At 43.8% G+C, this 15077-nt stretch carries 11 protein-coding genes and 1 tRNA gene; 6 read left to right on the top strand and 6 right to left on the bottom strand.

Annotated features, from left to right (window positions below; translation table 11 throughout):
- The first annotated feature begins 8 nt into the window (after positions 1 to 8).
- Positions 9 to 1439, top strand: coding sequence for an MltF family protein (locus D1614_RS08305; protein WP_119437458.1), 1431 nt, complete (start codon positions 9 to 11; stop codon positions 1437 to 1439).
- A gap of 74 nt (positions 1440 to 1513) precedes the next feature.
- Here the strand turns inward: D1614_RS08305 and D1614_RS08300 are convergent, their stop codons facing one another.
- The 5 genes from D1614_RS08300 to D1614_RS08280 form a co-directional block, all read right to left on the bottom strand.
- Positions 1514 to 4951 (bottom strand): efflux RND transporter permease subunit, encoded by a 3438-nt coding sequence (locus D1614_RS08300; RefSeq protein ID WP_119437457.1) that lies wholly within the window; start codon positions 4949 to 4951, stop codon positions 1514 to 1516.
- A 22-nt stretch (positions 4952 to 4973) separates the two neighbouring features.
- Positions 4974 to 6095: an efflux RND transporter periplasmic adaptor subunit gene (locus D1614_RS08295; protein WP_119437456.1), complete on the bottom strand. Its 1122-nt coding sequence runs from the start codon at positions 6093 to 6095 to the stop codon at positions 4974 to 4976.
- A gap of 109 nt (positions 6096 to 6204) precedes the next feature.
- Complete coding sequence (locus tag D1614_RS08290; RefSeq protein WP_162304449.1) at positions 6205 to 7548, bottom strand: TolC family protein; 1344 nt, start codon at positions 7546 to 7548, stop codon at positions 6205 to 6207.
- A gap of 73 nt (positions 7549 to 7621) precedes the next feature.
- Positions 7622 to 8248, bottom strand: a complete 627-nt coding sequence (locus tag D1614_RS08285) for a TetR/AcrR family transcriptional regulator (protein ID WP_119437454.1) — start codon at positions 8246 to 8248, stop codon at positions 7622 to 7624.
- Positions 8249 to 8473: 225 nt separating this feature from the next.
- Positions 8474 to 9139, bottom strand: a complete 666-nt coding sequence (locus D1614_RS08280; RefSeq protein ID WP_119437832.1) for a 2-C-methyl-D-erythritol 4-phosphate cytidylyltransferase — start codon at positions 9137 to 9139, stop codon at positions 8474 to 8476.
- A gap of 165 nt (positions 9140 to 9304) precedes the next feature.
- Here D1614_RS08280 and D1614_RS08275 point away from each other — a divergent pair, with 165 nt between their 5' ends.
- From D1614_RS08275 to D1614_RS08260, 4 genes are all read left to right on the top strand, one after another.
- Positions 9305 to 9958, top strand: coding sequence for a DUF2461 domain-containing protein (locus D1614_RS08275; protein ID WP_119437453.1), 654 nt, complete (start codon positions 9305 to 9307; stop codon positions 9956 to 9958).
- A gap of 325 nt (positions 9959 to 10283) precedes the next feature.
- The gene (locus D1614_RS08270; protein ID WP_119437452.1) at positions 10284 to 10970 is read left to right on the top strand and encodes a DUF5020 family protein; all 687 of its coding nucleotides are present in this window, start codon (positions 10284 to 10286) and stop codon (positions 10968 to 10970) included.
- 18 nt (positions 10971 to 10988) lie between these two features.
- Positions 10989 to 12281 carry an NCS2 family permease gene (locus D1614_RS08265; protein WP_119437451.1) on the top strand — a complete coding sequence of 431 codons (1293 nt, stop codon included), beginning with the start codon at positions 10989 to 10991 and terminating at the stop codon, positions 12279 to 12281.
- 74 nt (positions 12282 to 12355) lie between these two features.
- A tRNA-Val gene (locus D1614_RS08260) sits at positions 12356 to 12430 on the top strand.
- A gap of 52 nt (positions 12431 to 12482) precedes the next feature.
- Here the strand turns inward: D1614_RS08260 and D1614_RS08255 are convergent.
- Entirely contained in the window at positions 12483 to 13397 is a 915-nt protein-coding gene (locus tag D1614_RS08255) for a nuclear transport factor 2 family protein (RefSeq protein WP_119437450.1), read from the bottom strand.
- Positions 13398 to 13778: 381 nt separating this feature from the next.
- On the opposite strand from D1614_RS08255, the gene D1614_RS08250 reads away from it, so the two are divergent.
- Positions 13779 to 14591, top strand: coding sequence for a ThuA domain-containing protein (locus D1614_RS08250; RefSeq protein ID WP_119437449.1), 813 nt, complete (start codon positions 13779 to 13781; stop codon positions 14589 to 14591).
- Positions 14592 to 15077: the final 486 nt, after the last annotated feature.

Genomic DNA, 15077 nt, shown 5'->3' with positions numbered 1-15077 from the left:
AAATATTTATGGGAAAACAGCTTCGCTATCTATTTTTTATCCTACTTCTTGCCCTGACTTCTTGCGGATTATTTCGCGATAGAAAGGCAGGGAAGGAAAAAGAATTAAAGTTAAAGCACGATTTACCTCAGATTCTTGACGACGGTGTGCTGAAAGTGATCACGTCCTACAGCGGTACCAGCTATTTTCTTTACAAAGGACAGCCAATGGGGTATGAGTACGACCTTCTGAAACGCTTTGCCCGGCATCTTGGTGTTGAGTTAAATATTATTGTTTCGAACAACCTCGATACCATGTTTTATCAGTTGGGAGAGGGAAACGTGGATTTGATCGCTCACGGTCTCACAATAACCAATGAGCGAAAGAAAAAAGTGACTTTCTCCGATTATCTGTATCTCACCCACCAGGTATTGGTGCAGCGAAAACCCGAAAACTACCGGAAAATGAAGTGGAGCGAAGTGCAGGCTTCGCTTGTTCACGATGCCATTGAGTTAATTGGCGATACCGTTTCGGTAAGCGCGAATACCTCTTATTTTTCGAGGCTGGCAAACCTGAGCGAAGAAATTGGCGGGGAGATTCATATCGATACTTTGCCCGGCGATTTATCGACTGATAAGATTATTGAAATGGTGGCCAACGGCGAAATAAAATACACCGTAGCCGATAACAACATTGCAAGCATCAATGCTTCGTACTATCCGGAGCTGGATATTCGGGTCCCGATCAGTTTTTCGCAACGGATGGCCTGGGCATTGCGCCCTCAAAGCAAAGAGTTGGAAAAAGCATTGAACGAATGGATCAATGAGATGAAGGATGGGGTGGAGTACTATGTGATTTACAACAAATATTTTAAAAACGAGCGTGATTTCAGACGGCGCGAAAACAGCGACTTTTACAGCCTGAACAACAACCGGGTGAGTGCTTACGACGAATTGATACAGGCCAGTGCCGATACGCTTGGCTGGGACTGGCGTTTAATGGCCGCCATGGTTTTTCAGGAGTCGAAGTTTAACCCGGAGCTGGAATCGTGGGCCGGAGCTAAAGGGCTGATGCAGCTGATGCCCGGAACCGCGGAGCGATTTGGCGTGAAGGACCGGACCGACCCGGTTCAAAGCATGGATGCTGCTACCAAAATTCTGGAACTTCTCTGGGGTCGTTTTGAGGAGATTCCGGATTCCGTGCAGCGCATAAAGTTTACCATGGCAGCTTATAACTGCGGGTATGGGCATGTGGAAGATGCACGAAACCTGGCAAAACTGGACAAACTGGATCCGGATGCCTGGGATAAAAATGTGGAAGAGTCGATTTTAAAGTTGAGTTATCCCGAGAACTACAATAAGTCGGTGGTGAAATACGGTTATGTTCGCGGCGTGGAGCCTTATACTTACGTAAAAGAAGTGTTTGCCCGCTATGAAAACTATACGCTGTTTTTAGAGTAGTGTGACCGGATTGTGACTTGTGATGTCTGAGAAAAAGAAATAAAAAAAGCGGAGAGTTAATCTCCGCTTTTTTGCTATTCAAGTATCTGTTGTTGGTTTACAACTTGTTGGTGAGGAAGATTGCCGGTCCATTTCCGGATGGTGTAATTGATGCGAATAGTGATCATGTACATTACCGGAGAAATAACCAGGGTAAGAACGGTGGCAAAAGTCAACCCAAAAATTACGGTCCACGACATTGGCCCCCAGAACGCTACACTTTCGCCGCCGATTGAAATTTGCGGATCGAAATGCGTGTACAGCGAAAAGAAGTCGAAGTTGAGTCCAACGGCTAAAGGCAGCAATCCAAGCACTGTGGTAACTGCCGTTAACAACACGGGTCTCAAACGGGTGCGGCCGGCTTCAACCAGCGCCTCGCGTTGTACATCCTTGGGTAAGAATGCATCTTCGGGCAAGCCAAGTTCTTCTCTTTTCCGTTTCCGCGTAAGGTCGATATAGTCGATCAGTACAATACCGTTGTTTACTACAATCCCTGCCAGCGAGATAATTCCGATTCCGGTCATGATCACCACAAATTCCATCTGGAAAATTCCCAGTCCAAGGAAAACACCAATGGTGCTGAAAATTACGGTGGCAATGATGATTGCCGGCCGGATAAAGGAGTTAAACTGTGTTACCATGATAATCATGATCAGCGCAATGGCAATCAGCAGGGCAAAGAACAAAAATTCCATGCTTTCAGCCTGTTCCTGCTGTTCGCCGGTGAATGCGTAGGTGTATCCTTCGGGCATTTGATAATCTTCCAGAATCTGGGCGATACGTGCATTGATCTCGTTGGGATTGTATCCCTCAACTACTTCGGACGAAATAGTGATTTCGCGTTTAAAATCAATCCGGCTGATTTTGTCGTAGGTAGTGGCATATTTAAAGCTGGCCACCGAAGAGATGGGAATACTGTGTTCTTCTACCTTAATTTTCTGGTTCATTAAAGTGGAAACGTCGTTGCGGTATTCTTCGGCCAAGCGAACAAATATGTCGTACTCATCTTCACCGTCTTTAAACTTGCTGGCCTCGTAGCCGTATAGGGCGTTTCTGAATGCCAGTGCAATTTCCTGCGTGGAAAGTTCGTACAAACGGGCTTTCTCACGGTCGACTTCAATCAGCATTTCGGGCTGGTTTACATTGATGTTGAGCTTTAACTCGTCAATCCCCGGAATATTATCTGCCTCGATCAGCCGGATAAAGTCGTCTGTAATTTTTATCAGCTGGTTGAATTCGTCGCCAGCAATATCAATGTTAACAGGCGCTCCGGTTGGCGGGCCTTCATCGTTCTTTTCAACATAAATTTTTGCCCCCACAAAACCATCGAGATTTTTACTTATGTCCTGCATGATCTTGCTGGTATTAATGCCTTCCCTGTTTTTGTATTCAGTAAACGACACCAAAGTGAGTGATTTGTTGGGACTTGATTCGCTTTCAAACATGCCGCCTTTTCCGACCCCTACGTTGGTGGTAACCGATTTTACAATGTGTTTGAACGGATCGATTGTTTTTTTAATGATGGTTTCAACCTGCCGGGATACTTCGTCGGTCTTTTCAATCGATGTTCCGAGTGGAAGCTCCATGGTAACATAAATGGTTGCGGGATCGGTATTCGGGAAGAAGACCGTTTTGGGGCTTCCTCCGAAATAAAACTGCATCGAAAAAATCATCAGCAACACAGTTCCTCCAAAGTAGACATATGGCCAGGGACCGGTAAGCGCATGGCGTAAGCGGCGGGTGTAAACCCCCTCGAGCCATACCAGAAACCGGGTTTGGAACCAGCGGGCCAATGGCCGCAGTGCAACAATGTTAAGAACCATTATCAAAGCTACGGTAAGTAGTAAATTACCGAGTAAGTAGACTTTCAGCACATAGAAAACAGCCGAGACCGCAGCAAAAATGGCTGCATTTTTCAGGATCTTCTTTTTGTTGGCCTTTTTCATAATATCGTCAATCTTCATGTAGGAGGCGATAAACGGCGGATTAAGAATCAGCGCTACAAAGAGAGACGAGGCCAGCACCACAATAAGTGTACGCGGGAGGATGGACATAAATTCGCCTATCATTCCTTCCCAGGCAAGTAGCGGGAAGAAGGCAGCCAGCGTAGTTAATGTGGAGGAAATAATGGGGAACGCGATCTCACTCACACCCCGTTTGGTGGCGCTCATCAGCGAGTAGCCCTGGCTGTAAAGCCGGTACACGTTCTCCACCACCACAATGGCATTGTCCACCAACATTCCCAAAGCCAGGATAAGTGCATACAACACCATCGAATTCAGTGTGACTCCCGATTGCTCAAGGATTACAAACGAAAGAAACATTGACAGCGGGATGGCGAGCCCTGCAAAAAGTGCATTTCTGAAACCTAAAAACAGGAAGAGTACAAAAGTAACGAGGATCATCCCCAGGATAATGCTGTTTTCGAGGTTGGAAATGGTGTCCTCGATGTAGGTGGTCATGTCGTCGGTGACAATTACATCCAGATTTTTGGGTATTCTGCCACTTTCTTTCAGGGTCTCAATTCCTTTAAAAATATTCTCAGAAGCCGACAGAATGTTTTCGCCCGATTTTTTGGTAATCGAAAGCGTTACCACCGGTTTATTGTCCAGACGGGCAATGGTGCTTTGTTCCTTGTATCCATCGGTTACGGTTGCTATGTCGCGAATGTAAACAGGTTTTCCATCGTTTACTTTTATGATGGTGTTCCTGATCTGGTTCATATCCGTGTAGTTGGCTTCGGTACGAATGGTACGCCTGATTTTATCGGCCGTAAACTGGCCCGCGCCCATGGTAACGTTTTCGAGCTGAATGGCCAGCGATACATCTTCGAAAGTAAGCCCGGTGGCATCGAGTTTATAAGGGTCGATGTCGATCTGAATTTCCCTTTCCTCCACGCCCCGGATGTTGGCTTCCGAAATCTCGCGGTAGCTTTCAAACTCGTCCTGAAGCAGCTCGGCGTATTTTTTTAGCTCGCGCATGCTGAATTCACCCGAGATGTTTACGTTCATGATCGGGAATTCCGAAAGGTCGAAGTCGGTTACATACGGATCACTTGGAAGATCGTCGGGCAGTTCAGATTTTGCTTTGTCAACACGGTCTTTGGTATCCTGCAATGCCTGTTTAATGGTAACATTGGTGTTGAACTCCACCATAATGGTGCTGACATCCTGGAAAGAGGCCGACGACACTTTTTTTACACCTTTCAAGCCTTTGAGTTCTTTTTCAATGGGTCGCGTACAAAGGTTTTCAATGTCAACGGGCGAGTTTCCCGGGTACAGAGTCTGTATAAAAATGTACGGAACCACAATCTCGGGCATCGCTTCGCGCGGCATTTGCTGGTACGAGAATATACCAAAGAACACCAACAGGAAAGTGAAGATGTAGATGGTGGTTTTATTTTTTAACGCGAGGTAAGTTGGTCTGAACTTCCGCGTTATTTCGTCTTTTAATGCATGTTTTTCTTTCTCCATTTCATCAGAGTTTTTGGAGTAATTAGTTGATGGCGACTGTTGTGCCGTCCACGATCTGGTTGTAGCCTTCTGAAACAACCTGCATGCCGGCGCTTAATCCGCTTACTACTTCGGTGAGGTTGTTGTCGGTTACACCCGGTTCAACATAAACTTTTTTAGCTACTGTTTTCCCATCTTTCGAGTCAACAATGTAGGTGTAGTGGCCCGTAAAATCTTCTTTAATAAACAGGGTCGGAACTACAATGGCATTGTCGTTCAGGTAATCGCGGAACTTCAAAACTGCTACCAGGTTGGGTTTTATCTGTTTCCGGGGGTTGTTGATGTTGATACGTACCCTGAAAGTACGACTCGCCGGATCAATCGTATTCCCGATTTGGTCGATGGTGGCAAACATGTTGGAACTCAGGGCCGGGAAGTTGATTTTAACCGAATCTCCCTTGTGGATTTTGGTGATGTATGATTCTGAGATGTCGCCGTAAATTTTCAGGTGCGTAACATCCACCACTTTGGCAAACGGGGTCTGCGGACTTCCGATGTTGCCTTTCTTTTGGTAAACAATATCCACCACACCGTCAGACGGAGCTTTTATTTCTGCCAGTTCAGTCTGGGTTTTCAGACCCAGGATGCGGGTTTCGAGGCTTTCCTTGTTGTTTTTGGCCTGTAAAAACTGCATCTCGGAACCGATGTTTTGGTCCCAAAGGTTTTTCTGGCGCTCGTAATTAGTAGTGGCCAAATCAAGCTGTACCTGCAATTCTTCAATCGAACGCTCCAGTACGTCGGTGTTAAGGCGAGCCATAATCTGTCCTTTCAAAACCTGCTGTCCTTCTTTCACCAACACTTCCTTAATAACTCCGGAGGTTTCCGGACTTACGTCCACGTCGTGCTCGGCTTCCACCTGGCCTGTTACTTCGATAAAGTGTTCAAACCTTTTGTTGGTCAGTGTTTCTGCCTTTATTTTTATGGTTTCCTCTGTTTGATTGGCAGAGAGTTCTTTTTCCAGCTGGTCGATTTGCTGCTCGAGTGTGTGTACCTGTTGTTTCAGTTCCTGAAGCTTGGTTCTTTTGGTATTGTCATCTTCTACTGAAGAGCTTCCGCAAGCATAAACGAACAATGCGGTAGTCAGGATGAATAGAATCTTTTTCATGTGATTGTAATTGTTTATTTTCCGGGACAATCAGATGGAATTAAATCTGTTTTGGTTGAATTTCCTTCGTATGCCCATTTCAAGGTGTTTCTGTTTCTTAATTTTTTGTTTATAGTGCGCCTGCCGCTTTTTTAAGTTTTAAGTCGGCCTGCAACAATTGAAGAGTGGATGTTACCAATGCCTGGAACGCGTTAATGTATTGTGTTTCCTGTTGCGAAAGCTCCGCACTGCTGATCATGCCATTGTTGAACTTAATATGGGTCTTGTCTAGAATGCTTTGGGCCAGGTCCCGGGTTTCCCGGTCGTTCAGGAAGCGTTCGCGGGCAGTCTGCAAATCTGCTGAGGCTGTCAGATAGTCTTTCTGAAGGGTGACTTCTGCCAACTTCTGATCGGTAGCTGCCTTGTCTTTTTCGAGTTGAGCCTGTTGTACTTTTGAACGTTTTTGTCCCGAGTTAAAGAGCTGTATTTTTGCCTGTAAACCAACCAGCGACGACGGAAACCAGTCTTCCCTGAAAACATTGGCGCTGTTGCTGTAAGCGGTTTTGCTGTAGTTGTAAAAGCCGCTGAGGCTGGGCAAATAAGCTGCTTTTTCAAGTTTCAGCAGTTTATCGGATACCTGAAAGTTGGCGATTGCCAGTCGATAGTCGATGTGTCTGTTCAGATCAAGCGGAACCGGGGCTTGCTCATTGGTCAGGGGCAGTACAAACCGATCAAGCTGATCTGATAAGTCGATGTTCTTATTCAGGTCGTAGCCCATGGCATATTTCAATACAATTTTGGAAACCGATAATTCACGTTCCGAACGGAGTACTTCGTTTTCTGCATTTCGCATTAAAATCTTTAGCTGATCAACGTCCTGCGACTCACGAAATCCGTTGTCGAAATATACCTTGGTCTCTTCGTAAAGCCGCTGGGTATTCTCAAGGTTATCAAGCATTACCTGTTTGTAGCGTTCACTGATTAGTACCATGTAATAAGCCTGCGAAACTGCATCGCGGATATCGATCTCAGCTTTTTCGTGGGCTTGCCTGGCTAAGTTTACGTAAAGCGTGGCCGAGCTAACGCCTACAATCCACGATCCGTCGAAAATTTGCTGTGAAATATTCAATCCAAAATCGGAATTGTAATCCTGTCCAAACTTTACGGGAATGTAAGTGCCTGCGTCTTCACCAAAAAACTCACCCGGAATAAGCGATACGGGCAGGTTTAAAAATTTGTTGTAGTTGGCACTTCCCGACACCTGTGGCAGCCCGGTAGATATGGTCTCCCATACTTTTTTTTGTGCAATGCTTATATCCTGGTTGGTATTGTGCAGCACATACGAGTGTTCCATGGCAAAGCCAATTGCCTGGTCGAGCGTAAACGATTGCGGCTGCTCCTGTGCTCTTGTAAAGACGGATAGCAGCAGGAGGAGGCCCAGTAACAAGGGGAATTTTCTAGTTGCTTGTTTCATCTCATTATAATTGTTTGTTTTCAAAGGTATTCGATGTAACTCGCCTGTAATGTTAGTTTTAAGTGTTGGCGTTTTACGAACTCGTTTCATTCTGAATGTTGTTTGTTAGTTGTTTGTAGTAGTGCAACCCTTCGGGGGTGCAAATGGCATGCATATGATAATCTAAAATATGATCATAAAGGGCGGTCGAATGTACTTCGTATTCTTCAAATATTTTGTATTCCGGATTCATTGTATAAAGAATCCTCCCAACAATTAATTTTGAAATAAAAAAGGGGTCAATATCAGGGCGATATAAATCCTGCGAAATGCCCAGTTTCAGATTTTCCATGGTATTGTCAAAGATTCTTTTTCTCTTGAAATCGTACACCCGGTGGTAAAGTGCCGGATAGGTTTTTTTCAACTCGGCTTCCATGTTGTGATGGTACATTTTTAATACCGGGGAAATGCGTTTCCGTAGCGCGATGGTCATGTCAATTGCATTTCCGACAGCAGGATTGTTGAATTTAAAATCCTGGGAAGCAATCAAAAACTCCACCACCTCGGTAACCAGGGCTTCCTTGTCGGAAAAGTATTGATACAGCGTCTTTTTTGAGATGCCGAACTCGGATGCAACGTCATCCATGGTTACATTTCTGATGCCTTGTTTGAGAAAACGATAGGCAACATGCTCTATAATGTATTCTTTTCTTTCTTCCATGAATGTAAAATTAGCTATAATGTACGAAGGAAACTGTTGAGGTGTTAAGAGTTTATTTTACTCCGGCACTGTTTAATTGTTTTCTAAGTTTCATGTAGTTAGCTAAAAAAGCAGCGTAAAACTAAATCATTCTCCGGAGTTTCCGGTGAAATTATCGGTGAATGGCGAAATTTAATCTACGAATGGTTTTTTTGATGTTGTGAACTGAAAAACGGAGGTGTTTCTTTAGCCTTTTGTTGGTAGCAGAAATGTGGCGATCTGAATATCTTCGGGATAGGTAATTTTAATATTTGTGCGGTTTCCTTCCACCGTGTTGATGGCCTGGTCTGTACTCTCCAAAACCGAAGCATCGTCGGTAAATAATTCGGAATAAGCTTGTTCGTAAGCTTTTTTTATGAGCGAAACCCGGAACGTTTGCGGCGTTTGCACCAAGTAGTATTTCGAGCGGTCGAGCGACGAATTGCGGGAGCCATCGACATACCGAACCGATTCCGAAACGGGAACCACGGGTAAGGCGTTGCCTTTTTCTTGTGCCGTATCCAAGCAATTTTGGATGGTTTGCCCGGAGACCAGCGGTCGAACCCCGTCGTGAATAAACACAATGCCGTCTTCATGGATCAGGTGGAGGCCGTTCTTGACCGATTCAAAACGGTTTGAGCCTCCGGCAGCCAGTTGATGAGGAATGGTAAAGCGGTGTTTTTCGCATAGTTCTTTCCAGCGGGAAAACTCGCTTTGGGGTAAAACCAGTACAAACGAAATGTGGGGATCGAAGGAATAAAATGCTTCGAAAGTATGCATGAGCACAGGCTTTCCGGCCAGTTCGAGAAACTGTTTGGGAACCTGGTTGTTCATTCTGGAACCACTTCCGCCAGCCACTATTAATGCAAACATCTTAGGCATGTTTCTGTTTTTTGTCGTATTTTCAGTGAGTAAAAATAGAGGAAACAAGCATAAGAAAAAAGTCTTTCCAATATACGGGAGCATGATTGTGCGGGTTCCGTTCGTGAGCTGACGGATTTTAACAGGAAAACAATTTTAAACAGAAAATATTACCAGATGGATAGTGTATTGCAATTTTTAAAAGAACTGGCTGCCAATAACAACCGGGAGTGGTTTCAGGCAAATAAAAAATGGTACGAAGAGAGTCGCGAAAAAGTATTGTTTCTGACGGATGTGTTGATCAACGAAATAGGGCAGTTTGATCATGAAGTGAAAGGACTGCAGCCCAAAGATTGTATGTTCAGGATTTTTCGTGATGTTCGTTTTTCGCATGATAAGCGGCCTTACAAAACAAATTTTGGAAGTTTTATCTGTAAAGGCGGGCGTAAAAGCATGAATCCCGGGTACTATTTTCACATTGAGCCAACGGGTTGTTTTATGGCGGGCGGTATATACATGCCTCCGGCTGAGCCGCTCCGAATCATCCGGACTTACCTGGCTGATCACGCCGAAGAATTCCTGGAGATTACCGAAGCCCCTGATTTTAAAAAAGAGTTTCCGGCACTGTACGACGATCAGCTAAAAACGGCTCCCAAGGGATTCCCGAAAGACCATCAGCACATCGATCTACTGAAATACAAATCGTTTATTTACTCAAAAGATATGGCTCCTTCGCTTGTAAGCAATGAAAAATATGTGGAAACGATGGTGGAAGGTTTTGAGACATTGTATCCTGTAAACCGCTTTCTTTACGAGGCACTTGCCCAATGAAATGTTTTTGAACGTTTGTGATTTTAGTTATCATAATGAGGGTTACTTTTTCTGCTGAAACAGAATATAATTATATAGACCCTTATTTTTTATCTTCCCGATTTCAACAAAATGCCCCGGAGTTCCCTTCCGGGGTTCTTTTTTGTGGTTTTTTTAGCCCCTAATTAAGGATGAAAAAGTATGTTAATCCGACCTGGAATGCGCCCGTATTTTTACTGTTTATATATTATTAACAAATTGTTTCAGTGAACTGAAGATGAGTTAAAGAAATAAGTATTTTTAGGGCCTGTTTAATCATTTAGTATCATTTATTATCATTCTAATTATGAAAAGAATTCTACTTTTATTTTCATTGTTTGCTTTCGCAGCATCAACTTATGCCCAAAACATCCAGCTTCATTACGACATGGGGAAGGACCGGAAGTTGTTTACTTCTACCGTTGAGATGTTTCGTCCTGACAAGTACGGTTCAACTTTCTTTTTTATTGACATGGACTACAGCTCAGATGCCCGCAACGTAGATAACGGAGTTTCTTTGGCTTACTGGGAGATTGCCCGTGCTTTTAAATGGAACGAAACACAGAAATTTATGCCACGTGTGGAATACAACGGCGGTGTATTGAAACTGGACGGTGACGAAACACCCTTTATTCCGATTGAAAACTGTTTCCTGGCAGGGTTGGAGCGCACTTGGGCATCAGCCGATTTTTCAAAAATTTTAACCTTGCAGGCTAACTATAAATACATCAAAGACAAAGAAGATGCATCGTTCCAGGTGACAGCGGTTTGGACCGTAAACTTTCTGGATGGAAAAATGTCATTCCTTGGTTTTGCTGACTTCTGGAAAGAAGAAATGTTCTGGGGAACTGATTTCCGCTTCCTGTCTGAACCACAGTTGTGGTATAACTTCTGCAAAAACTTTTCGGCTGGTACCGAAATTGAACTGAGTAACAATTTTGTTGGTGATGAATTCACTGTTAAGCCTACGCTGGCAGTAAAATATACTTTCTAAAACTAAATCCAACTAAAAATGCTAAACAAGTTTTTCAAACTCGACGAAAACAAAACAACAGTAAAGACCGAAATTCTTGCGGGGATTACGACCTTTATGACAATGGCCTACATTCTGGCGGTAAACCCGGATATTCTGAGTGCTACCGGAATGGATAAAAATGCCTTGTTTACAGCAACGGCTTTGTCTGCATTTGTTGCTACTGCTGTAATGGCGTTGGTAGCTCGTTTGCCTTTTGCACTGGCTCCCGGAATGGGGTTAAATGCTTTTTTTGCCTTTACGGTTGTGCTCGGAATGGGGCACTCGTGGCAATTTGCATTAACGGCTGTTTTTCTGGAAGGGATCATTTTTATCCTGCTTACCGCTTTTAACATTCGCGAACTGATTGTGAATGCAATTCCGCTGCCGCTAAAACATGCTGTTTCTGCAGGTATTGGATTGTTTATTGCATTTATCGGGCTTCAGAATGCCGGTGTTATTGTGAACAACGATGCAGTATTGGTTGGACTTGGCGATATGAGCTCTCCTGCCGTACTGATTGCTTTGGGTGGAGTTATTCTTACCGCCGTTTTGCTGGCACGCAGAGTTAAAGGTGCCTTGCTGATTGGTATTTTTGTTGCCACTGTTGCTGGTATTCCTTTTGGCGTAACTCATATGCCCGAAGGTCACCTGGTGGATGTTCCGCCGTCGTTGTCGCCCATCTTTATGAAGTTTGAGTTTCACAACATCTTTACCTGGGACATGTTGATTGTATTGTTTACCTTCCTTTTTGTGGATATGTTCGATACAGTAGGTACACTGGTGGGTGTTTCGTCGAAAGCGGGAATGCTTGACAAAGAAGGCCGGGTGCCACGTGTAAAACAAGCACTGTTCGCCGATTCAATCGGTACTTTCTTTGGTGCTATTGTCGGAACAAGTACTGTAACAACTTATGTTGAAAGTGCATCGGGTGTTGCCGAAGGTGGTAAAACAGGGTTAACATCATTAGCTACTGCGGCTCTGTTTCTGATCGCTTTGTTCTTTGCACCATTGTTTACCATGGTACCTGCAGCAGCCACTGCTCCTGCTCTTATTTTGGTAGGTTTCTTTATGATGTCGCCAATCCTCAAAATCGATTTTGATAATTTTACCGAATCTATTCCGGCATTTGTTACCATTATTGTAATGCCGCTTACTTATAGTATTGCCGAAGGTATTGTGTTTGGTATGTTGTCATATGTTCTGTTGAAAGTTCTCACCGGAAAAGTGAAAGACATTTCTGTGGTGATGGTGGTGCTTTCAGTACTGTTTATACTCAAGTTTTTTATATAAGCAATTATATTTTCACGATAAAAAAAGAGACATCTAAAAGTGTCTCTTTTTTTGTTATTTTTGCTGCCAATAAAGAGGCATTAGCTCAGTTGGTTTAGAGCATTACCTTGACAGGGTAGGGGTCACTGGTTCGAATCCAGTATGCCTCACAAAAAGGAGTCCGGTACTTTCGAACTCCTTTTTTTATACCTGAATTTTTGTTTACCTGTCGAAATGGTTGGTGCTGTAATAGGCCTGCTCGCCTACAATTTTCCCTTCGTCGTTAAACGAATGAGACAGCATGAGAGGCATTACCACTTTTTTCCCGCTTTCAACGTAGGTAAAAGAATATTCCCACCAGGAATAAACTTCGTAGCGGTTATTTTTGGCGTAGTAGATACAATCCGGATAACCGTTTTGCTTAAAGTGGATGTCTTTTATCTTTTCGAACGTGGTTTTTATCCCTTCTTTTCGGGTGGCTAAATCGATGGTTTTGTTCCATTGGTATTCAATACTTCCAAAACGGGCATTGTCGGTATAAAAGCTCAGCAGTGTTTCCATGTCTTTGGCCGCATAGGCATTCATCAGTTTGCGTACTGTAACAATGTACGGGTGGCTGATAAATACTTTCCCGTTTTCTTTTTCCAGGTTGCTGTTGTCGATTTCTTCAAACACACTGTCGTCGAAATACTGAATCAACATGGCAATTTTGCCTTCCTTGTTAAACGCATATAGATTGTGGAGGCGAAGCTCCAGGTTTATTGCGGAGGTTTTGTGCGTTCCCGTAATCAGTAACCAATCCTGCACCCATATTCCACCGTCGGCATATTCTAATGCATCCGGATAGGCCGGGGTATCATCCTTTACACTCAGGTTTTCAATGTTATTCTTCCACCAGGTAATGTTGTTGCCAAAATTCGCTTTGGCAATTTTCCGGTATTGCCCGTTTCGCATCAGCCCGATACTGTCGGCAAAAAAGCTCTTGTAAGTGTCTACATCGCCGTTTGAAAAAGCCTTCCATAATTCGCGGGTTTTTTCAATGTCAGGGTGTTCGTTGTACACCGTTCCGTTTTTCTTTTGGGCGAAGGTGGTGGTAAAGGCGAGGGTTAGAATCAGTAAAAACGCAAAATTCTTCATAGTGGTAATTTTTAATTAATAAATACGATTGCTGCTGGTTCTATCCGGAATCTTATATGGGCAGGTATATTCAAGTTACAAAAAAGTTGGAACGAAATGACTTTTATGTTATTTAATAATTGCTGTAAGTCAGTTCGTTATGTTTAGTCTGAAAGCTTGATTTAATAGCAGTAGCGCATCCGGTGCGATTTATAGTGCCCTTTTACAGTCCTATTCACCTGTATTATTGATTATGAAAATATGATACGTATTGTTCTAAAAATTAATAAACGGTAAGGAAGATCAGTCGATTATGTGTTGTGAAACCGTAGAGCAGAGGTTTTATTAATGCGTTTTTTCCGCTACTTTTAGTACCACTAAATCAACAAAAACATCAAGAGAATGAAATCACAGGCAAGAAGAAATTTCATAAAAACCAGTGTGGTGGCTGGTGCCGGAGTACTTCTGGTTCCGGACATTGTGTCGGCAAGTGTAAGCAGCAGGTCAGAATCTGCTTTGGCGGGTAAGAAAGTGCTGTATGTTTACGGTGGCTGGGAAGGCCATGAGCCCAAGCAGTCGGTAGATTTATTTGTGCCGTGGTTGCGTTCGCAGGGGGCCGATGTAAAGGTTTCCGATTCTCTGGATGCGTACCTGGATGAGGAATTGATGGATTCGGTGGATTTGATCGTTCAGATCTGGACCATGGGAACCATTAGCGGGGAACAGGAAAAAGGCCTGCTGGCAGCGGTTAAAAAAGGTGCAGGACTGGCCGGGTGGCACGGCGGAATTGGTGATTCGTTCAGAAACAACGTGGAGTACCAGTTTATGGTGGGCGGGCAATGGGTGGCTCACCCCGGCGGAGTGATTGATTATACTGTTCACGTTAGCGATCAAACCGACCCGGTGACAAAAGGGTTGAACGATTTTGCCATGCACTCGGAGCAGTATTACATGCACGTTGATCCAAATGTGAAAGTACTGGCCACCACGAAATTTTCGGGAGAACATTCGGCCTGGATCGAGGGCAGTGTCATTCCTGTAGTGTGGAAAAAATATTACGGTGATGGCCGTGTTTTTTATTCTTCGCTGGGACATGTAATGAAAGACTTTGAAGTTCCCGAAGCGCTGGAGATTATGCAGCGGGGTATTCTTTGGGCGGCCGAAAGCAAATACCAGCCCAGGGAAAAATGGCTGAGCCCGGTTTACGGAGGATAATTGTGGTTGTGGGCAGAACAAGATTTGGTTTTCGCATACGCACACTTCATTTTTTTACGCGCGGGTTTGATTTTCGATCACGCAAGGTTGATTTTTGATGACGGAAGATTCATTTTTCTACTCCGAAGTTCATTGTTTGTAATCTGTAGATTGCAGAATGATCATCAAGATTCGATTTTTGTAAGGCAGAGATAGCAGATTTAACTACCGAAGCGCTTGGAACATAAACGGGATTGATTGGATGAACTCCGAAGCCGCTTGTTCGAACACCAGAGTTGCCTGGAAGTAGTTTTCCTGTTGTGAAATAGGGTGATAACCAAAATCCATAAGAAATAGGCTGTCCAAAAAGCCATATTATTTTAAAAGAAACTTATAATTTATGATCGACTTTGATTCTACCCCTCCAAACTGACTCGTCCTAAAAAAAGTTTACAGGTTATAACTCCAAATTTATTTGTTTTCTGTAGTAGTTCTTCCATCTTTTTT

The sequence above is a fragment of the Maribellus luteus genome (assembly GCF_003576475.1).
Classification (GTDB): domain Bacteria; phylum Bacteroidota; class Bacteroidia; order Bacteroidales; family Prolixibacteraceae; genus Draconibacterium; species Draconibacterium luteum.
Note: the sequence above shows the minus strand (reverse complement) of the source record. Positions and strands in the feature narration are given on the sequence as shown.

Bases quoted from the DNA above. Each gene is read 5' to 3' on its own strand.
- D1614_RS08265 (WP_119437451.1), top strand. From the start codon at position 10,989: ATGCTAAACAAGTTTTTCAAACTCGACGAAAACAAAACAACAGTAAAG.
- D1614_RS08295 (WP_119437456.1), bottom strand. From the start codon at position 6,095: ATGAAAAAGATTCTATTCATCCTGACTACCGCATTGTTCGTTTATGCT.
- D1614_RS08305 (WP_119437458.1), top strand. From the start codon at position 9: ATGGGAAAACAGCTTCGCTATCTATTTTTTATCCTACTTCTTGCCCTG.
- D1614_RS08285 (WP_119437454.1), bottom strand. From the start codon at position 8,248: ATGGAAGAAAGAAAAGAATACATTATAGAGCATGTTGCCTATCGTTTT.
- D1614_RS08255 (WP_119437450.1), bottom strand. From the start codon at position 13,397: ATGAAGAATTTTGCGTTTTTACTGATTCTAACCCTCGCCTTTACCACC.
- D1614_RS08275 (WP_119437453.1), top strand. From the start codon at position 9,305: ATGGATAGTGTATTGCAATTTTTAAAAGAACTGGCTGCCAATAACAAC.
- D1614_RS08300 (WP_119437457.1), bottom strand. From the start codon at position 4,951: ATGGAGAAAGAAAAACATGCATTAAAAGACGAAATAACGCGGAAGTTC.
- D1614_RS08280 (WP_119437832.1), bottom strand. From the start codon at position 9,139: ATGTTTGCATTAATAGTGGCTGGCGGAAGTGGTTCCAGAATGAACAAC.
- D1614_RS08270 (WP_119437452.1), top strand. From the start codon at position 10,284: ATGAAAAGAATTCTACTTTTATTTTCATTGTTTGCTTTCGCAGCATCA.
- D1614_RS08250 (WP_119437449.1), top strand. From the start codon at position 13,779: ATGAAATCACAGGCAAGAAGAAATTTCATAAAAACCAGTGTGGTGGCT.
- D1614_RS08290 (WP_162304449.1), bottom strand. From the start codon at position 7,548: ATGAAACAAGCAACTAGAAAATTCCCCTTGTTACTGGGCCTCCTCCTG.